Origin of the sequence: Thioclava sp. F28-4, assembly GCF_002020045.1 — a bacterium.
GTDB classification, from domain to species: domain Bacteria; phylum Pseudomonadota; class Alphaproteobacteria; order Rhodobacterales; family Rhodobacteraceae; genus Thioclava; species Thioclava sediminum.
The window spans coordinates 614293-632563 of record NZ_MPZQ01000001.1 but is presented as its reverse complement, the minus strand read 5'-3'; the positions used below and the strand labels follow the sequence as shown (position 1 = coordinate 632563).

The following is an 18271-nucleotide window of genomic DNA, read 5'->3' as shown; positions in this document are numbered from 1 at the left end:
GGACAAGCCCGCCTGTCCCGAGGTCTGCGTCAACCTGCGCTCCGGACAATCCCGTCCGGGCTGATCGCCGTGCGCATCCCCGTGTCGGGAGCCTCGGCCATAAAGGATAGGCATTGTCCGATTTCTCTTCGCTGGGGCTCTCCCCGGCCATTCTCAAGTCGCTCGCACGCGCAAAGTTCACCCAGCCGACCCCGATTCAGGAAAAGGCGATCCCGCTGGTTCTTGCGGGCCATGACGTGCTGGGCCTCGCCCAGACCGGCACCGGCAAGACGCTGGCCTTCGGCCTGCCGCTCATCGACAAGCTGATGGCGCAGCCGGGCAAACCTTCGCCCAAGACCTGCAAGGCACTGATCCTCGCGCCGACCCGCGAGCTGGTGAACCAGATCGCCGATAACCTCGCGGGGCTCGTTCAGGGCACCAAGATGAACGTCGCGACCGTTGTCGGCGGCCAGTCGATCAACCGTCAGATCACCATGATGCATCGCGGCAACGACATTCTCGTCGCCACCCCCGGCCGTCTGATCGACCTGATGGATCGTGGCGCGGTCGACCTGCGCTACACCCGCCATCTGGTGCTCGACGAGGCCGACCAGATGCTCGACCTCGGCTTCATTCATGCGCTGCGCAAGATCGCGTCGCGCCTTGGCACGCCGCGCCAGACGCTGCTGTTCTCGGCCACGATGCCGAAGCAGATGGAGGAAATCTCGCAGGCCTACCTCACCGATCCCAAGCGCGTGCAGGTTTCGCCTCCCGGTAAAGCGGCCGACAAGATCACCCAGTCGGTGCACTTCCTCGACAGCAAGGCCGAGAAGGCCCGCAAGCTGCGCGATATTCTCTCGGCCGATATGGGCGCGCTGACGCTCGTCTTCGCCCGCACCAAGCACGGCGCGGAAAAGCTGATGAAGAGCCTGCGCGCCGATGGCTACAACGCGGAATCGATCCACGGCAACAAGAGCCAAGGCCAGCGTGACCGCGCGATCAAGGGCTTCCGCGATGGCAAGGTCAACGTGCTGGTCGCGACCGATGTGGCTGCGCGTGGCATCGACATTCCGGGTGTGTCCTATGTCGTGAACTTCGACCTGCCGGACGTGCCGGACGCTTATGTCCACCGCATTGGCCGGACCGCGCGTGCCGGTCGTGAGGGCGAAGCGATTGCTTTCTGCTCGCCGGATGAGGCGGATAACTTCCTGCAGATCGAAAAGCTGATGAAGATCGAGATCCCGACCGCAAGCGGCGAACGCCCGTCTGCGGCCGTGCGCCCCTCGGCGCGTGCAGCTCGAGGCCGCGGTCGCGGCGGTCCGCGCTCTGGCGGCAACAAGGGTCGCGGCGGCAAGTCTCAGGGCAAACCGCAGGGGCAGGGTCAGCCGCAAGGTCAAGCTCAGGCCCAGGCGCGCTCGAAACCCCGCGCTGACGCCAAGCCCAAGGTCGATGCCGGTGGCAACGCCTCGCCGAAGCGGCGTCGCCCGCGTCGGCGCAATGCAGGCGCTGCATGAAATTGACACCGGGCCGCATCGCAAGATGCGGCCCGTTTCAGTTCGGCCGTCCGGTCTATGTGAGACGCGTTCGAACGATCCAATCGAAACGCATCCACAGCCGTCATCTGCATCGCTTCAATGTCATGTCCAACGCGGCGGCGAAGCCTTTTGCGGAGAAGTCGAAGACACCCACGTTCGGAATGGAGACGTTGAAATTTGCGTTCCCGCCTGCCGCCTCAACTTGTTTTAGCGCGTTGATCGCAAGCTAGTCGGTGCGTTGATCCAGCCAGGCATATTGCCCTGTCGAACGCAGACGGAATTTGCTCTGCCCGATCGTGATGGTCAGTCCGCCGGAGCGCGGAAGCCGTCGGTCGGCATAGACGGACAGCTCCGGTTGCCTGCCCGAGTGCTTCGTCACCGCGACATAGAGAAGCGAGCCATTCAGTAAAATCCGCCGATCATTCGCGGTCGCTGTCCAGCAGGTCTTGATGGTGCCGTTTCTCTCTTCGAAGACGCTCCATTTTCCGACATTGCCGATGCTATCGGCGGCATAGGTTGGCGAGAGCGCACCGAGGGAGATCAGGGCGGCGCAGATAGTTACTCTGAGAAGTCGGCTCATGCGCGTTCCTCCGACCAACGCAATTTCCCTCGCCCACAGGGGGCGAGGTGAAAATAGCATAATTTTCGTCAGTTGGACTGAATTATGCGTCGGGGTGCCTAAGACAGAACCAAGGCGATCTCGCGGTTTGGCGGGTCACCCGACCTCCGCAAACACCTTTTTCAACGCCGTTTCCAGCTTCTCGAACATCTCGTCCATCTGCGGCTCGGTCAGGATGAAGGGCGGGCAGAGCACCACCGATTGCCCGAGCGGGCGGCAGATCAGCCCCTGATCGGTGCAGGCATTGGCGATGCGTTCCGAGACCGAGAGCGACCCGTCGAACGGGGTCTTACTCTCGCGATCCTTCACCGCTTCCAACGCCCACATGTAGCCCACGCCGCGCAGCTCGCCGATATTGGGGTTCTGCGCGATCTGAGTGAGGCCTGTTTCGAGCCGCGGGCTCAGGCGGCGGACATTCTCGGCCAGCCCCTCGTTCATCACCACGTCGATCGCCTTCAGCGCAATCGCGCAGCCGACCGGGTGGCCCGAGGCGGTGAAGCCATGGGGGAATTCCTCGATCGCCTCGGAGGCCGCTTGCAGGCGGTCCGACAATTCCGGGCCGAGGATCACCGCGCCCATCGGGAAGAACCCGGCGGTGAGGTTCTTCGACGAGATGATCGCATCGGGCTGGAAGTCATAGGTTTCGCAGCCCCAGGTGTTTCCGGTGCGCCCGAAGCCGCAGATCACCTCGTCGGAGATCAGCGGGATGTCATATTTCTTGAGGATCTTCGCGACCGCCTGGAAATAGCCCTTGGGTGGCGTGATCACCCCGCCTGCACCCATCACCGGCTCGGAGAAGAAGCCCGCTATCGTGTCCGCGCCTTCCTTGATGATCGTCGCTTCCAGCTCATTCGCGAGGCGCTGGGTGAACTGCTCTTCCGTCTCGCCGGGCTGCCCTTCGAGCCAGTAATGCGGACAGGTGAGGTGCAGGAACCCCGGCAGCGGCAGGCCAAATACCGAATTATAGGGCTTGCCGGTCATCGAGGCCGAAACCGCCGTCACCCCATGATAGGCGTTCTTGCGGGTCAGGATCTTGCGCTTCTGCGGCTTGCCCTCGGCCCCATGCAGGAACCAGAGCATCTTGACCATCGTGTCGTTCGCCTCGGAGCCGGAGTTGGTGTAGAACACCTTGCCGTCCTCGAAAGGCGAGACCTCGATCAGCTTCTCGGACAGCATCACCGTCTGATCCGACATCCGACCGAAGAAGGCGTGATAGCCGGGGAAACGCGCATATTGCGCCTGTGCGGCCTCAATCAGCCCGGGATGGTCGAACCCCGCGACCATGTTCCAGAGCCCGGAATTCGCGTCGAGATATTTCCGCCCCTCGGTGTCGAAAATGTACGGCCCCTCGCCATGGGTCACGACGACCGCGCCGCGATCGTGGATCGTGGGCAGATCGGTGAAACCGTAGAAGCTATGCGCGTCCGCGCGGGCCTGCCAGCTCTGGTCTTTCATCTCGCGACTCCTCCGGGATGGGCGATGGATGGAAGCGAGGCTATCCGCGGCGCGGTCGGCGTCAATGGTCCGCGATGTCCCAGGATGCCGCATGGCTTGCGCGCCGGGGCGGGGCAGGGCAGTCTGCGCCTCAAGCCTTACCGCCTCCCCGATCACGGAGCCTCCCATGCCCGCCCCCAATCCCCGCATCAGCCTCTGGGCGGTCGAGGTCTTCGTGGCCACGGCGGAGGAAGGCGCGACCACCGCCGCCGCGCGCCGTCTGGGCGTCTCGGCTTCGGCGGTCAGCCAGCAGCTTGCTGGCCTGGAGGGCGCTTTGGGCGCGGAGCTTGTGGACCGTTCGGCGCGGCCTTTCGCGTTGACGGCCGCCGGAAGGGCCTTCCTGCCTCATGCCGAGGCGATGCTGGACGAATTGGCCCGCGGTCGTGCCGGGGTGGGGCAGGCCGATCCGGCGGGGCTCACGAGTTTTCGGCTGGGCATGATCGAGGATTTCGAGGCCGAGGTGACGCCGCTTCTGCTGGCAGGTATGGCCGACGAGCTTAGCACCTGCCGCTTCGAGCTGGAAACCGGACCGAGCCACCGGCTGCTGTCGAAGCTCGAAGCGCGGGGCTTGGATGTCGCCGTCGCCGCCGAGCCGCAGGGCGCGGCGCTCGACGGGATTGAGCTGCACCCGCTTCTGACCGAACCGTTCCTCGCCATTCATCCCGCCGATGCACCTGCGAAAAGAGATCCGTCGCTGCCGCTGATCCACTATTCCCAGCGCACGTTGATGGGGCGCCAGATCGCCGCGCATCTCGCGCAAACGGGCAAGGCGCCGCCGCATCAACTGGAACTCGACAGCTATCCCGCGATCCTCGCGCTGGTCGCGGCGGGGCGGGGCTGGACGATCCTGACGCCCTCGGCGGTGCGTCATGCGCCGCGCGCGGGGCTGGCGCTGTCGCCGCTCGACGGGCCGCCGCTGACCCGACGCATCGTGCTGGCGGCGCGCGACGGGATGATGGCCGATTGGCCCGCGAAAGTGGCTGCCCGCCTGCGGGCGTTGCTGCAAGAACGCGTGGTCGGACCGGCGCTGGAAGAAGCGCCGTGGCTGGATGGGACATTGCGGGTCGAGGCGGGCTAGCGCCTCAGCCGATCCCCAGACCTGTCAGGGCGGCGGCCAATTCTTCGCGCGGCAGCATCATCAGGGCTGGCCCCTCCAGCATGATCCGCACGGGCCCCGTCGCCCGGTTCGACGTGCCGACCCGCTCGGCGGGCGTGAAGCCGATCCCGTCCAGCGGCCATTGCAGCCCTTCCGAGCGCGCCTTTACCTCGCCGAACGGAAACAAAGAGACCCGCGTGCCTTCCGTCACATCCAGCGAAAGGGACGGCGGGCAGCGGAAGATCACCTCTTCTTCTGCCAGCATCACGACCCGGTGCGGCGTGCGGATCAGGTCGGTCATCGCGGCCAGCGTGTGATCCAGCCGCATCCCGGTGAAGCCGAGCGCCAGGATGAACGGCGCCTTGATCCGTTGCAGGCATTTCGCGAAATCGGTGCTGTCCTGCTCGGCCACCTGATGCACGCGCGGGCCAAGTGTGGCGCGCGCCGCATCCGAAAGGGAATCGAGATCGCCGATCACCGCTTCGGGTTCGAGACCCATCGACAAGGCCCGATCTCCACCGCCGTCGGCGGCCACGAGACAGGGGGCGATTGTCAACGCTTCGTCAACATCCGCATGGTTAACTGCGCCGGCGCCGAGAAGCGAAACCCCGGCTGACGAATGGACAATACTGCTAATCATGGGCTGATTGATGACGATTGTGGCAAAGAAAGACAATCGAGACCGGTAAAAAACCTTTCAAATGCCTTCTTTCGTCCACGCGAAAGAACCAGTTGGACAGGAATGTCGACGCATTGAGGTCCAATAGAAAGCGAGTGGTCCATGGTTGGTGCGAGCAAGATCCTGACCGTATCCTACGGCACCTTTTCGTGCACTTTGGAAGGATTTGATGAGCCTTTCAACACGATGAAGGCGATTGCGGAGTATTTCCGCGATCTGGCTGCCGACGACCGGTATTTCGGTGCAGAGCCGCCCCAGCCCGATGCGGAGATGCTTCACCGTATCGCAGAGCGCGAAATTCAGCGCCGGGTCGAAGCGAAAATTCAAGAAAACGGCGTTGTTCTGCGCCAGCAAGACACGCTTCTGGGTGGCGAGGCTGCAGCCGACGAGGCGCCCGCACCCGCTCAGGAAGAGCCGCTGGTGACCTCGGACGCGCCGCAAGAAGCCGCGCCTGCCGCCGAAGCGCCCGCGCAGCCGGAGGTCGCCGAGACGCCCGAGCCGGCAGCTGCGCCCGAACCGGTCGCAGAGCAGCCCGAAGCCGAGGTTGCGGCGCAGCACGCCAAACCCGAAGCAGGCTTCGCACAGCCGGAAACCGTTGCCGCCAAGCTGCAGCGTATCCGCGAAGCCGTGGCCCGCGCCCGCGTGGTTCAGGCCGACAGCTTCTCCGAGGAAGACGAGCCCGTTTCCGTCCCCGAGGCGCTTCTGAACCGCTTTGAGGCCGAACCGTCGAGCGAAGCCGAAGATTTCGGCTATGACCTCGACATTTCCGGCCCGTTGAGCGCCGAGGAAATCGAACCCGAAGCCTCCGAACCCACGCAGCCCGAGGCCGAGATGCCCGAGGCGGAGGTGGCAGAAGAAGCCTCGGCAGACGCCGCGCTCGAACAGATTGCGGAAGAAAACGAAGAAGTAGCGGAAGTTGCTCGCGAAGACGAAGACGTCGTCACCGAGGAAGCGCCCGTCGCCGAAACGGAGGAGACTGAAGCCGAAGACATCGCAGCAGCCGAAACCGTTGCCTCGGAAGAGGACGCTGCCGACGAAGCCGAAGTCGCGTTTGGCCCGACCGACGATCACATGCAGCGCCGTCAGGCAAGCCGCCGCGCGCGCCGTTCGGCCAAGCGTGCCAAGCGCATCGCAGCGCTCAAGGCCGCAGCCGAAGAACTCGGTGCGACCGAAGAGAAAACGGTCGAACAGGCTGAGGACCAGACCGAGGAGACCTCGGCTGATACCACCGTTGAGGCCGAGGCACCCGCCGCGCCGCGAATGCGCGCGCGTGTGATCAAGGTGCGCCGCCGCGAAACGATCGAAGCCGCGACTGCGGAGGTTGCAGCGGAGGCTTCGGAAGAGCTTCCGGCGCAGACCGACGACGCGGCCACGGCAGACAGCGCAGAGGATCAGTCGATCCCGACTGACGAGCAGGTCGAGGACGACGCCGAGCAACAGGCACCTGAAGTGGCTGCCGAAGCCGAGCAAGATGTCGAAGCCGAGGCCGAGCTTGAGGCAGAGGCCGAGGATGACGACCTTGCCGCACGTCTGGCCGCCGAACTTGCCGATGCGTCGCACGACGCAAGCGTCGCTCCGGTCGCGCCGCAGGCAGAGCAGCCGCAGGATGAAGGTGATCGCGACAGCCGGATGCCGGGGCGCCTCTCGCCCGAAGCCGAAGCTGATCTCATGCGCGAACTCGCCGCGCTGCAGATGGAGAACCTCTTCACCGGCGCCGAAATCGAGACGGCTGACGAAACCCCGGAAGAGGCGGTTGCGCAGGCAGATGTCTACGAAGATCTGGCGCTGCCCGATATCGACCTGTCCGATCTGGAAGACGAGTCGGTCGATGCGCCGCTGATTTTGACGCAAGACGAGGCCGCCGCGCCCGAGGCGGAAGAGCCCGAGGCGACCATGGAAGCCGCGTCGCTCGAAGCGCAAAACGTGCTGGTTCTGGGCAACGCGATCATCGCCGAAGAGATCGAAGCCGAAGCATCGGAAGACGATACCGTCGCCGAGGATGAGGCCGAGGATATCTCCGCCGACGTGTTCGCACCCGAGTTTGAAGCCGAGGCCGCAGACGAGACCGAAGCCGAGGAAACGGAGGCAGAGGCCGAAACCGTCGAGACCGCCGACGCGGAAGACATGAAAGAGGCGGAAGCCCCGACCGAGGTTGCCGCACGCGAGGCCGCGTCGCTCTCCGAAGAAGAGACCGACCGCGAAGCCGAGGTGGATCGCCTTCTGGCCGAGGCCGACAAGCAGGCCGAAGTGGTCGAAACCCGCCGCCGCTTCTCCGCGATCGCGCATCTCAAGGCCGCCGTCGCCGCCACTGTCGCGGATCGTCTGGCCAAGGGGCAGGACACCGCGAAAGGGGGCGTCGAGGACGAGGACGGGTCCGAACCCTACCGCGCCGATCTGACCCAGGCCGTGCGCCCGCGCCGCCCGGTCAGCTCGGGCGAGACGGCATCGCGCCGTCCCGATCCGTTGCGCCCCGCGCCGCTGGTTCTGGTTTCCGAACAGCGCGTCGACGCCGAAGAAGCCTCGGATGTCGAGGAGGTCGAGCAGCCGGCTGCTCAGCCCGCCGCCGCGATCCGTCCGCGCCGTGTCTCGGCAGGTCAGTTCGCCGCTGCCCAAGGTGACGAAACCGAAGCCACGCCGATGAACCCCGAGCAGGCGACCAGCTTCGCCGAATTCGCGGAAAGCCTCGGCACGCAGGGCCTCTCCGATCTGCTGGAAGCCGCCGCCGCCTATACTTCGGCCGTGGAAGGGCGCCCGCATTTCTCGCCGCCGCAGATCATGCGCAAGCTGTCCGTGATGGACGATGCGGCTGACGTGCCGCGCGAAGAGCGGATGCGCGTCTTCGGCCGCCTGCTGCGTCAGGGCAAGATCACTAAGGTGAAGCGCGGCCAATACGCGATCACCGAAGCCTCGCGCTACTGGGACGAGGCGAAGATGGCCTCGGGGCAGTAAGCCCGGCGACAGATCAGAAGGGGCGGTCCTGCGGGGCCGCCCTTTCTCATTGGATCAGTACAGCCGCGCGCGCAGGCACTGGATCAACACGCGCGCGCCGGGGCCGATCAGCGCGTCGGGGAAATCGTAATCCGGGTTGTGCAGGGCCGGGCGGTCGCCCGCGCCCAGAAGCGCCATCGCGGCAGGGCCATGATCGGCGAAACGCCCGAAATCCTCGGAGGCGCGCATCGGCAGATCGGTTTCGGTGGTTTCGATGCCTTCGGCCTCAAGCGCCGCGCGCAGAATTTTGGTCGCTTCGGGAGTATTTTCGCAATGGCGAAAGATGTCGTGATAGGTGATCTCGCGCTCCAGACCGAGCGCTTCGGCAGCCTCATGCACCATCGCCTCGGCTTTCTCCACGAGCCCCGCCATCCCCGCATCGCGCTGGGTGCGCAGGGTCGCCCACAGCTCCGCCGCGCCGGGGGCCACGCCGAAGGCGGGCTCGCCGAGCCGCGCATGGGTGATCGTCACGCGCGCGAAATCGGGATCGCTCTGGTGCAAATCGTTGCCGAGCGCCGTCAGTTCGCTCACCAGCCGGGCCAAAGCCGGGGCGGGGGAGCGACCGCTTTCGGGTAGCGAGGCGTGGGCGGTCCACCCGGTGAGCGTGATTTTCATGCCGCGCGAGGCGCAGTTCATCACCCCGTCCTGCAGCGCCGCTGCCCCGAAGGGCACGCCGGGCATGTTGTGCAAGGCGAAGGACAGATCGGGCGCGATCTCGCCAAAGCGCGGATCGGCGATCACGGCCGCAGCCCCCGCGCCCGTCTCTTCGGCAGGTTGGAATAGCAAGATCGCGCGGCCACGCGCGGGACGATTGCGCGACAGCCAGCGCGCCACGCCTGCGAGAATCGCCATGTGCCCGTCATGGCCGCATAAGTGCCCCTTGCCGGGAAAGTTCGACCGGTAAGGCGGCGTGCCGGTCTCGTGGATCGGCAGCGCGTCCAATTCGCAGCGCAGGAGAGTCGTCGGGCCGGGCTCCGCCCCCTCGTAAATCGCGGCCACGCCATGCCCACCAAGCTCGGTCAGCGTGTGGTCCGGTGCGGTTGGCAGCAGCATTGCGACGACCCGCGCGGCGGTGTCGCGTTCCTCGCCGGAAAGCTCGGGGTCCTGATGCAGACGGTGCCGCCACGCGGTCAGTTCCGCGATGTCGGAATTGGTCAGACTGTCGGGCGGGAGGGGGGAGGGCGCGCTGGTCATCGGGCTAATTTGCCCGTTTTTCGGCGCGCCCGCCAGAGGGTGTCACGGCTTGGACGGATCGTCGGGGTCGTCCTTTCCGACGCCTTTGAAGATCGGCTTGAGCGGCGCGATCCACAGCAGGCCAAGCACGACATAGACGCCGAACTCGGCCCAGATCGGCAGCCGCCCCCAGCGCGCGCCCGCCCAGTTCACCACCGTCACCGCGATGACGATATAGGCGGGCAGCCCCACGACGAGGGCCAGCAGCGAGAGGCGGCGTCGGGCCTTGTAGCTCAGCGCCATCGGATCAATCCGCGAAGGGGTCGGTCACGAGGATCGTGTCGTCGCGCTCGGGCGAGGTCGACAGCATCGCGACCGGGCAGTCGATCAGCTCCTCGATCCGGCGGACATATTTGATCGCTGCCGCCGGAAGATCGGCCCAGCTGCGCGCGCCTTCGGTCGATTCGGCCCAGCCCTCGATCTCTTCATAGACCGGGATGCAGCGCTTCTGCTCTTCCGCGGCGGTCGGCAGATAGTCGAGCGTCTCGCCGTCGAGCTCATAGCCGGTGCAGATCTTGATCGTCTCGAACCCGTCGAGCACGTCGAGCTTGGTCAGCGCGATGCCGTTCACGCCGGAGATCGCGCAGGTCTGGCGCACCAGCGCCGCATCGAACCAACCGCAGCGACGCTTGCGGCCGGTGACGGTGCCGAATTCATGGCCGCGCGTGCCGAGACGATTGCCGTCTTCGTCGTCCAACTCGGTCGGGAAGGGGCCTTCGCCGACGCGGGTGGTGTAGGCTTTGACGATGCCGAGGACGAAATCGATCGCGCCCGGGCCCATGCCGGTGCCCGCTGCGGCCTGACCCGCGACCACGTTCGACGAGGTCACGAAGGGGTAGGTGCCGAAATCGATATCCAGCAGCGAGCCCTGCGCGCCTTCGAACAAGATGCGTTTGCCCTGCTTGCGCTTCTCGTTGAGCACTTTCCAGACGGGGGCTGCATATTTCAGAATCTCGGGCGCGACTTCCTTGAGCTTTGCGATCAGCGCGTCGCGGTCGATCGCCTCGATGCCGAGACCCTTGCGCAGGGGATCGTGGTGCTGCAGCGCGCGGTCGACGCGGGCTTCCAGCGTCGCATCGTCCGCGAGGTCTGCCACGCGGACCGAACGGCGGCCCACCTTGTCTTCATAGGCCGGACCGATGCCGCGACCGGTGGTGCCGATCTTGGTGCCTTTCGAGGCCGCTTCCTCGCGGGCGCGGTCGAGTTCACCGTGAATCGGCAGGATCAGCGGGGTGTTTTCCGCGATCATCAGCGTCTCGGGGGTGATCTCCACGCCCTGATCGCGGATCTTCTCGATCTCTGCGAGCAGGTGGAACGGGTCGAGCACGACACCGTTGCCGATCACCGAGAGCTTGCCGCCCCGCACCACGCCCGAAGGCAGCGCGTTGAGCTTGTAGACCTTGCCGTCGATCACGAGCGTGTGGCCCGCGTTATGACCGCCCTGAAACCGCGCGATCACATCCGCGCGCTCGCTGAGCCAGTCCACGATCTTGCCTTTCCCCTCGTCACCCCATTGGGCGCCGACGACGACGACATTGGCCATTGCTCTCTCCTTGGCAGGTGTAAAACCGCGCGAGGTATAGCGGCTGAGCGCGCGGTGCGAAAGCCCGCATTTGCGAGAGATGTACTCTCTAATTTTCGCGTGACGCGCGCGCGAGGAGGCAGGCGCCTCCGGCGGGATATTTGGACCAAAACGAACGGGAGGGCGGATGCAGGCTGCGCGGCTGTGCCGATTTGACCCCGCGAAAGCCGAAAATACACCTCTGCGGCCTTGCACCCTCAGTCTCATCCGCCTAGATAGGCGCGTCGCAAGAAAGAAGGCCCGACCCGTTCATGGAAAACGTCGTTCTCTCGATCCATCTGATCCTCGCACTGCTGCTGATTGGCGTGGTGCTGCTGCAACGCTCCGAAGGGGGTGGCCTCGGCATGGGGTCGTCCAACAGCTCTGGCGGCGGTGTCGGCGGGCTGATGACCGGTCGGCAGGCGGCCAATGCGCTGACTCGCGTGACCTGGGTTCTGGCCGCTGGCTTCTTCGCGACCTCGGTGACGCTGACGGTTCTGGCCGCGCAGAAAGCGGGCAGCAGCTCGGTGCTCGATAGCGCCGCGCCCGAGCAAAGCGCTCCGGCAGAGAGCGCGCCGGCGAATGACACGACCGGCTCGACGCCGTCGCTCGATGTGGTGATGCCGCCGCCGGCAAGCGGGTCGGATTCCTCGACCGGCGGAAACGCGGGCGAAACCACGACGGATACGCAAAGCGGTCCGGTTACGCCGCCCGCCGCCAACTAAGCCGTCACTTCAGCCGACAATCGGTTCGCACCCACAAAACGTTGCGGGTGCGTCCTATCCAAACTCAATAGCTTGCGGTCTGGTTGCGGGCAGGCCGCGAATCGTGTAAGCATTAAATCCCGTGATCCTGACCCTCTTTGGGGCAGGGAAACCATTCGAATTTCGCAGATCACGGGGGTCTTCATGGCACGTTATGTCTTCATTACCGGCGGCGTTGTCTCGTCGCTCGGCAAGGGTTTGGCATCAGCCGCCTTGGGGGCATTGCTGCAAGCACGCGGCTTTTCGGTTCGGCTGCGCAAGCTCGACCCGTATCTCAACGTCGATCCGGGCACGATGAGCCCGTTCGAGCATGGCGAGGTCTTCGTCACCGATGACGGGGCCGAGACCGATCTCGACCTTGGCCATTACGAACGCTTCACAGGTGTCTCGGCACGCAAGACCGACTCGATCTCTTCGGGGCGGATTTACACCAACGTGCTCGAGAAGGAGCGCCGCGGCGAATATCTGGGCAAAACGATCCAAGTGATCCCGCACGTCACCAACGAGATCAAGGACTTCCTCGATGTCGGCGATGACGAGGTCGATTTCATGCTCTGCGAGATCGGCGGCACGGTCGGCGATATCGAGGGCCTGCCCTTCTTCGAAGCGATCCGCCAGTTCAGCCAGGACCGTCCGCGCGGCCAATGTATCTTCATGCACCTCACGCTGCTGCCCTATCTGGCGGCGTCGGGCGAGCTGAAGACCAAGCCGACGCAGCACTCGGTGAAGGAGCTACGCTCGATCGGCCTGCAGCCCGACGTGCTGGTCTGTCGTTCGGAGCAGCCGATTCCGGAGAAAGAGCGCGGCAAGATCGCGCTGTTCTGTAACGTGCGCCCCGAGGCGGTGATCCCGGCCTATGACCTGAAGTCGATCTACGAGGCGCCGCTGGCCTATCACCGCATGGGGCTCGATCAGGCGGTGCTGGACGCGTTCGGCATCTCGCCCGCGCCGAAGCCGGAACTGAGCCGCTGGGAAGACGTGATGGACCGTCTCGACCATGCCGAGGGCGAAGTGCGCGTCGCGATCGTGGGCAAATATGTTCAGCTGGAGGATGCCTACAAATCGATCGCCGAGGCGCTGACCCATGGCGGCATGGCGAACCGGGTGCGCGTGAAGGCCGAATGGATCGACGCGGAGATTTTCGAGAACGAAGACCCCGCGCCCTATCTGGAAAACTACCACGCGATCCTCGTGCCCGGCGGCTTCGGCGAGCGCGGCACGGAAGGCAAGATCCGGGCGGCCCAATTCGCGCGCGAAAAGGGCGTGCCCTATCTGGGCATCTGTCTGGGGATGCAGATGGCCGTCATCGAGGCCGCGCGGAACCTCGCGGGGGTCAGCGATGCGGGCTCGGAAGAGTTCGACCACGAGGCGGGCAAGAAGCGCTTCACCCCGGTCGTCTATCACCTCAAGGAATGGGTGCAGGGCAACCACCGGGTCGAGCGCAAGGTGACCGACGACAAGGGCGGCACCATGCGTCTGGGCGCCTATTCGGCCGCGCTGAAAGAGGGCTCGAAGGTCGCCGAAGTCTACGGCTCGACCGATATCGAAGAGCGTCACCGCCACCGCTACGAGGTCGACATCAAGTATCGCGAGCCGCTGGAGAAATGCGGCATGACCTTTTCCGGCATGTCGCCCGATGGCCGCCTGCCCGAGATCGTCGAGCACAAGGACCATCCGTGGTTCATCGGCGTGCAGTTCCACCCCGAGCTGAAATCGAAGCCCTTCGCGCCGCACCCGCTGTTTGCGGGCTTCATCAAGGCCGCGCGGGATCAGAGCCGGTTGGTGTAAACCGGTTCGCCACTCGAAATTGAAAAAGCCGCGCTCAACCCTGCGCGGCTTTTTTCTTTTTCTTTTTCGAGGGTTTCGGCGCGGGTTTCTCGGCTTTGCCGCCGCCACGGGCGGGGTCGATGTGGCGGGCAAGCTCGGCCGGGTCGAGGCGGATCAGCGCCTGGATGTAGCCCGAGGCCGCGTCGAGCAGCTCGCACAGGGCCGCCGCGCGCGGATCGGCGCTGCGGGCTTCCAGTGCGGACAGGTGGTCACGCGCGGGGCCGAGGACGCGGCGCTCGCGCTCGGCCAGCATCAGGCGTGCCAGTTCCCACGGCTCGGTGGGCGCCACGAAGAAATCCTTGCGCGAGCCCGGCGAGCGCGCCGCCTGCACGAGACCGGCATCGCGCAACTCCTTCAGAGCGGTCGAGACGTTGGAGCGCGACAGGCCAAGCTGCGTCACCAGATCATCTGCGGAGGGCGCCTGCGCCGCGCGCCAGATCGCGCCGAGGCAGCGGCCCGCGGGGCGGGAAAATCCGAAACGGGGGGCGAGTTCGGCGAAGGCTTCGGGCAGTTCGGTTTCACTCATGCATCCATCCTCTGCCGCCTATTTTCGCCGCTCGGTTACGCGCCGGGTCGGCGCGCCGCGGACAGCCCCGCGATCAGCGCGGCCTCCCCGTCGCCCAAAGTGACCTGCGCGCCCTGCGCTTGCAAGCCGCGGGCGCAAATTTCCGACCAGCCGGGGGCAGAGGCGGAGGACAGCGCCAGCACGGTTTGCCCGAGCCACCACGGCTTCGCCGCGGCGAGTTCCGCGCCAAGCACGGCACCGGCGGCGCGCGGGGCGGGACGTCCGAGGCTGAGGGGCGCCAGTTCGCGGGCGAGGCGTTCGGGGCGCGAGAGCGTATCGGCGAGGGCTGCGTCGAACCCGTCGCCTGCCTCCAGCGGTGCGCCAAGGGCGGCCAGCATCGCGGCGGAGCCTGCGCGCATCGCGCTGACGACTTCACCCGCCGAGATATGCGCCCAGATCGCGCTTGCGCCGCAGATCCAGATCACGCCGTCGAATTGCGGGAGGCCGGCGAGGATGCCGGCGATCCGGGCCGCCTCGGGGGCGGTGATCTCGGTGCCGTCGCTGTCTTGGATCAGGCCGGGCAGGGCGGGATAGCTTTGCCCGCCGATTTCGGTCAGCGGCAGCGCGCCTTCGGGGCGAGGGGTGCAGGGCAGGGCGCGCGGGGCAGGGCCTGCAGCGGAGGCCGCCACGATCGCAGCGGCCCCGTTGGGCAAGAGCGGGCGCGCGGCGGGCCCGGATTTGCGGTCGCTCACCGCCCCGTCCGAGACATTTGCGGCGCGCCAGCGCCCGAATTCTTCCGTGAGTGCGATCCAATCAGCCATGGCGCATCAGATCGCACGGAGGTGGTGCGGGATCAACCCTGCGACAGGCAGGCGGTGATCGTGTCCGCCATTCCCTGCATCAGGTCCTCATAGAGGCCGGGGCCATAGGTCAGCGCGGTGCCCGAAGGATCGAGCGGCTTGCCGAGCGTCACCGGCGTCCCATCGACGAGGATTTCGACCATTTTCGGGTCGTGGTTCGCTTCCGGGAAAGCACAGACGGCATCCTTTGCCGAGGCCTCGTCGCGCAGGCTCACCAGATGCGCCGCGCCGGGGGTCGAAGCGTCGCTGGGCGAGAGCGCACCCATGATGGTTAGCCCGTAATGATCGGCCAGATAGCCGTAAGCTGCGTGATAGACGAGGAAGGGCTTGTCCGCGACTGGCGCAAACTCAGCCTTGAGCTTGGCGTCGAGCGTCTCGATCCGGGCCTGCGCGGCTTCGGCATTGGCCGCGTAGGTGTCGGCATGTTCGGGATCGGCTTTGGAAAGGTCGTCGGCGATCAGGCCGAGCCAAAGCTTCGCATTGTCGGGGTCGAGCCACGCATGGGGATCGGTCATCTGGTCGACCTCGCCGTGGTCGTCGTGCCCCGCCTCGGCGTGATCCTCGTCCTCGTCGAGATCGGCGCTGTGATCATGCGGGTCCTGCGCCGAGAAGCTGCGCACATTCGTGCCGGGGGCGTGCAGCAATTCGACCGATTGGCCCTTCACGCCGACGCCCTCGATCGCGCGTTCGAGCCAAGGCGTCAGGCGCGGGCCGACCCAGAAGACGAGATCGGCATCCTGCAGATCGCGCGCTTGGCTTGGCTTTAGCTGATAGTGATGCGCGTCCGAATTCTGACCGAGCAGCACTTCGGGCTTGCCCAGATCGCCCATCACCTGCGCGACGAGAGACTGCACCGGCGGCACATCGGTGACGACGCTGGGCACTTCGGCTTGGGCGAGCGCGGGCAGCGCGACGAGGGCGCTCACGAGAACGGGAAGGGTGGGGCGCATCGGATGTCTCCTGTCCAACTTGATCTGAGGAGCGGAACATGTATGTTATAAAATCACTCGTCAAGAAGAAATGTGATAAGGTAACGCTCTCGTGGGATCTTCGACCTCTTCCGCCAAGGCTTTCACGCCGCATGACCACAGCCGATGCGCCGGCACGACGCTGGCGCGCGCCGAGGCTGTCGCCGCCGAAAAGGGCGCGCGTCTGACCCCGGTGCGCAAGCGCGCGCTGGAAATTCTGCTGGAAGAACACCGGGCTATGGGGGCCTACGAGGTGCTCGACCGGCTCGCAGAGGATGGGTTCGGCAAGCAGCCGCCCGTCGCCTATCGCGCGCTGGAATTCCTTGTCGAGCACGGTCTTGCGCATCGCGTGCGCCGCCTGAATGCCTTTGCCGCCTGCATGAGCCCGGGCGAGGAACATGCGCCGGTCTTCCTGATCTGCCGCAACTGTGGCGAGGTCGCCGAGGCTGGACCCGAAGAGGGGGCCGAAGAGGTGCGCCACGCGCTGCAGGGCGCGGCCGAGCGGCTGAATTTCCATGTCGAGCGGGCAACCGTCGAGGCGCTGGGGCTCTGCCCGAACTGCGCCGCTGAGGAGGCGCAATGAGCGAATTGATCACGGCGCAGGGCCTGAGTGTGCGCCATGGCGAGGTCGAAGTGCTTCACGGCGTCGACTTCACTATTTCCCCAGGCGAGATCGTTACCGTCGTCGGGCCCAACGGCTCGGGTAAATCGACGCTGATCCGCGCTCTGATCGGGCTGGAGCGCGCCGCGCGCGGCAAGGTGAACCGTCAGGCGGGGTTGCGGATCGGTTACGTCCCGCAAAAGCTGCATGTCGATGCGAGCCTGCCGCTGACGGTGCGCCGCTTCCTGTCGCTGCCCAAGCGCGTCTCGAACGCCCGCGCCGAGGCCGCCCTGGAGCGCACCGGCGTTCCGCATCTGGGCGCGCGGCAGATTTCGCGCCTCTCGGGCGGGCAGTTCCAACGGGTGCTTCTGGCGCGCGCCTTGCTGTCGGAGCCTCAGATCCTGATCCTCGACGAGCCGACGCAGGGGCTCGACCAGCCCGGCACGGCGGGGTTCTACAAGCTGATCGAGGAGGTCCGTCAGGAAACCGGCTGCGCGGTGCTGATGGTCAGTCACGATCTGCACGTCGTGATGTCGGCCTCGGATCGGGTGATCTGCCTCAACGGCCATGTTTGCTGTCAGGGCACGCCGAAGGTGGTGGCCGAGGCACCGGAATATCGCGCGCTGTTCGGGATGGGCACGCAAGGGGCCTTCGCGCTCTACCAGCACAGCCACGATCATGGCGAACATGCGGATCACGCAACCTGCGGCCACGATCACGCCCATGACGCGGCGCAGGACGGCACTCAAACCCACGGGCAGGCGCATGTTTGACGATTTTCTTTTCCGCGCGGCGCTGGCCGGGATCGGCCTGACCTTCGCGACCGGCCCCTTGGGCTCTTTCGTGGTGTGGCGGCGGATGGCCTATTTCGGCGATGCGACCGCCCATGCGGCGATCCTCGGCGTCGCGCTGAGCTTCGCCTTCGGTATCTCGGTCTATCTGGGCACGCTTGGCGTGGCGCTGGCGATGGCGCTCACCGTCGCACGGCTGTCGGGGCGCGGTCATGCGATGGACACGCTATTGGGGGTGCTCGCGCATTCCGCGCTTGCCTTCGGCCTTGTCGCAGCGTCGCTGCAATCGGGGTTGCGGGTCGATCTGTCGGCATGGCTGTTCGGCGATATTCTCGCCGTGTCGCGCAGCGATCTGGCCGTGGTCTGGGGCGGCTCGGCCGTGGTCGTGGCGCTTCTGGCATGGCGCTGGCAGGGGTTGCTGACCGCGACGATCAATGACGAGCTGGCGATGTCTTCGGGGCTCGATCCGCGGCGCGAACAGATGGCGCTGACCATCGCGCTGGCGCTGACCGTGGCGGTGGCGATCAAGATCGTCGGCGCGCTGCTGATCGCGGCGCTGCTGATCATCCCGGCGGCCACGGCGCGGCAATTCGCGCGCGGGCCCGAGGCGATGGCGGCGGGCGCGACCGGGGTGGGGATCGCCTCGGTGCTGCTGGGGCTCTGGGGCTCGTTGCAGTTCGACACCCCTGCCGGTCCGTCGATCGTGGCGGCCTCGACCGTGCTCTTCGTGCTGTCCTTGCCGTTGCGTCGCGCGCGCTAAGCCGCGCTGCC

General features: G+C 66.0%; 17 protein-coding genes. 8 read left to right on the top strand and 9 right to left on the bottom strand.

Going from position 1 to position 18271, the window contains the following annotated elements; all coding sequences use genetic code 11:
• Positions 1-113: 113 nt before the first annotated feature.
• Complete coding sequence (locus tag BMI87_RS02790; protein ID WP_078519632.1) at positions 114-1493, top strand: DEAD/DEAH box helicase; 1380 nt, start codon at positions 114-116, stop codon at positions 1491-1493.
• A gap of 247 nt (positions 1494-1740) precedes the next feature.
• Here BMI87_RS02790 and BMI87_RS02785 read toward each other — a convergent pair whose 3' ends face one another.
• Positions 1741-2094, bottom strand: a complete 354-nt coding sequence (locus BMI87_RS02785) for a hypothetical protein (RefSeq protein ID WP_078519631.1) — start codon at positions 2092-2094, stop codon at positions 1741-1743.
• A gap of 135 nt (positions 2095-2229) precedes the next feature.
• The gene (locus BMI87_RS02780; RefSeq protein WP_078519630.1) at positions 2230-3588 is read right to left on the bottom strand and encodes an aminotransferase; all 1359 of its coding nucleotides are present in this window, start codon (positions 3586-3588) and stop codon (positions 2230-2232) included.
• 166 nt (positions 3589-3754) lie between these two features.
• Between BMI87_RS02780 and BMI87_RS02775 the strand changes: the two genes are divergently transcribed.
• The gene (locus tag BMI87_RS02775; protein WP_078519629.1) at positions 3755-4705 is read left to right on the top strand and encodes a LysR family transcriptional regulator; all 951 of its coding nucleotides are present in this window, start codon (positions 3755-3757) and stop codon (positions 4703-4705) included.
• A gap of 4 nt (positions 4706-4709) precedes the next feature.
• On the opposite strand, the gene BMI87_RS02770 is transcribed toward BMI87_RS02775, so the two are convergent.
• Complete coding sequence (locus tag BMI87_RS02770) at positions 4710-5363, bottom strand: thiamine diphosphokinase (RefSeq protein WP_078520020.1); 654 nt, start codon at positions 5361-5363, stop codon at positions 4710-4712.
• Positions 5364-5504: 141 nt separating this feature from the next.
• On the opposite strand from BMI87_RS02770, the gene BMI87_RS02765 reads away from it, so the two are divergent.
• Positions 5505-8351 (top strand): hypothetical protein, encoded by a 2847-nt coding sequence (locus tag BMI87_RS02765; protein ID WP_078519628.1) that lies wholly within the window; start codon positions 5505-5507, stop codon positions 8349-8351.
• A 54-nt stretch (positions 8352-8405) separates the two neighbouring features.
• Here the strand turns inward: BMI87_RS02765 and BMI87_RS02760 are convergent, their stop codons facing one another.
• From BMI87_RS02760 to BMI87_RS02750, 3 genes are read right to left on the bottom strand one after another with little or no spacing between them, the layout of a single operon-like run.
• Complete coding sequence (locus tag BMI87_RS02760) at positions 8406-9584, bottom strand: amidohydrolase (protein WP_078519627.1); 1179 nt, start codon at positions 9582-9584, stop codon at positions 8406-8408.
• 42 nt (positions 9585-9626) lie between these two features.
• Positions 9627-9866 (bottom strand): DUF2842 domain-containing protein, encoded by a 240-nt coding sequence (locus tag BMI87_RS02755; protein ID WP_078519626.1) that lies wholly within the window; start codon positions 9864-9866, stop codon positions 9627-9629.
• A gap of 4 nt (positions 9867-9870) precedes the next feature.
• Positions 9871-11166, bottom strand: a complete 1296-nt coding sequence (locus BMI87_RS02750) for an adenylosuccinate synthase (RefSeq protein ID WP_078519625.1) — start codon at positions 11164-11166, stop codon at positions 9871-9873.
• A 290-nt stretch (positions 11167-11456) separates the two neighbouring features.
• Between BMI87_RS02750 and secG the strand changes: the two genes are divergently transcribed.
• Positions 11457-11909: a preprotein translocase subunit SecG gene (secG, locus tag BMI87_RS02745; RefSeq protein WP_078519624.1), complete on the top strand. Its 453-nt coding sequence runs from the start codon at positions 11457-11459 to the stop codon at positions 11907-11909.
• A gap of 183 nt (positions 11910-12092) precedes the next feature.
• A complete protein-coding gene (locus BMI87_RS02740) occupies positions 12093-13736 on the top strand; it encodes a CTP synthase (protein ID WP_078519623.1) in 1644 nt (547 codons plus the stop codon).
• A 34-nt stretch (positions 13737-13770) separates the two neighbouring features.
• Here BMI87_RS02740 and BMI87_RS02735 read toward each other — a convergent pair whose 3' ends face one another.
• The 3 genes from BMI87_RS02735 to BMI87_RS02725 are packed head-to-tail and all read right to left on the bottom strand — an operon-like array spanning position 13771 to position 16090.
• Complete coding sequence (locus tag BMI87_RS02735) at positions 13771-14301, bottom strand: GbsR/MarR family transcriptional regulator (protein WP_078519622.1); 531 nt, start codon at positions 14299-14301, stop codon at positions 13771-13773.
• 35 nt (positions 14302-14336) lie between these two features.
• Positions 14337-15101 carry a 2-dehydro-3-deoxygalactonokinase gene (locus BMI87_RS02730; protein ID WP_078519621.1) on the bottom strand — a complete coding sequence of 255 codons (765 nt, stop codon included), beginning with the start codon at positions 15099-15101 and terminating at the stop codon, positions 14337-14339.
• Between the two features lie 32 nt (positions 15102-15133).
• Positions 15134-16090, bottom strand: coding sequence for a zinc ABC transporter substrate-binding protein (locus BMI87_RS02725; RefSeq protein WP_078519620.1), 957 nt, complete (start codon positions 16088-16090; stop codon positions 15134-15136).
• Between the two features lie 91 nt (positions 16091-16181).
• Between BMI87_RS02725 and BMI87_RS02720 the strand changes: the two genes are divergently transcribed.
• The 3 genes from BMI87_RS02720 to BMI87_RS02710 are packed head-to-tail and all read left to right on the top strand — an operon-like array spanning position 16182 to position 18260.
• A complete protein-coding gene (locus BMI87_RS02720; protein ID WP_078519619.1) occupies positions 16182-16691 on the top strand; it encodes a Fur family transcriptional regulator in 510 nt (169 codons plus the stop codon).
• Entirely contained in the window at positions 16688-17482 is a 795-nt protein-coding gene (locus tag BMI87_RS02715) for a metal ABC transporter ATP-binding protein (protein ID WP_078519618.1), read from the top strand. Before BMI87_RS02720 ends, BMI87_RS02715 begins: the two co-directional genes overlap by 4 nt.
• Positions 17475-18260, top strand: coding sequence for a metal ABC transporter permease (locus BMI87_RS02710; protein WP_078519617.1), 786 nt, complete (start codon positions 17475-17477; stop codon positions 18258-18260). The genes BMI87_RS02715 and BMI87_RS02710 overlap by 8 nt, the downstream gene beginning before the upstream one ends.
• The last annotated feature ends 11 nt before the right edge of the window (positions 18261-18271 follow it).

Bases quoted from the DNA above. Each gene is read 5' to 3' on its own strand.
- BMI87_RS02755 (WP_078519626.1), bottom strand. From the start codon at position 9,866: ATGGCGCTGAGCTACAAGGCCCGACGCCGCCTCTCGCTGCTGGCCCTC.
- BMI87_RS02760 (WP_078519627.1), bottom strand. From the start codon at position 9,584: ATGACCAGCGCGCCCTCCCCCCTCCCGCCCGACAGTCTGACCAATTCC.
- BMI87_RS02750 (WP_078519625.1), bottom strand. From the start codon at position 11,166: ATGGCCAATGTCGTCGTCGTCGGCGCCCAATGGGGTGACGAGGGGAAA.
- BMI87_RS02780 (WP_078519630.1), bottom strand. From the start codon at position 3,588: ATGAAAGACCAGAGCTGGCAGGCCCGCGCGGACGCGCATAGCTTCTAC.
- BMI87_RS02710 (WP_078519617.1), top strand. From the start codon at position 17,475: ATGTTTGACGATTTTCTTTTCCGCGCGGCGCTGGCCGGGATCGGCCTG.
- BMI87_RS02765 (WP_078519628.1), top strand. From the start codon at position 5,505: ATGGTTGGTGCGAGCAAGATCCTGACCGTATCCTACGGCACCTTTTCG.
- BMI87_RS02730 (WP_078519621.1), bottom strand. From the start codon at position 15,101: ATGGCTGATTGGATCGCACTCACGGAAGAATTCGGGCGCTGGCGCGCC.
- BMI87_RS02735 (WP_078519622.1), bottom strand. From the start codon at position 14,301: ATGAGTGAAACCGAACTGCCCGAAGCCTTCGCCGAACTCGCCCCCCGT.
- BMI87_RS02740 (WP_078519623.1), top strand. From the start codon at position 12,093: ATGGCACGTTATGTCTTCATTACCGGCGGCGTTGTCTCGTCGCTCGGC.
- BMI87_RS02775 (WP_078519629.1), top strand. From the start codon at position 3,755: ATGCCCGCCCCCAATCCCCGCATCAGCCTCTGGGCGGTCGAGGTCTTC.
- BMI87_RS02785 (WP_078519631.1), bottom strand. From the start codon at position 2,094: ATGAGCCGACTTCTCAGAGTAACTATCTGCGCCGCCCTGATCTCCCTC.
- BMI87_RS02725 (WP_078519620.1), bottom strand. From the start codon at position 16,090: ATGCGCCCCACCCTTCCCGTTCTCGTGAGCGCCCTCGTCGCGCTGCCC.
- BMI87_RS02770 (WP_078520020.1), bottom strand. From the start codon at position 5,363: ATGATTAGCAGTATTGTCCATTCGTCAGCCGGGGTTTCGCTTCTCGGC.
- BMI87_RS02715 (WP_078519618.1), top strand. From the start codon at position 16,688: ATGAGCGAATTGATCACGGCGCAGGGCCTGAGTGTGCGCCATGGCGAG.
- secG (WP_078519624.1), top strand. From the start codon at position 11,457: ATGGAAAACGTCGTTCTCTCGATCCATCTGATCCTCGCACTGCTGCTG.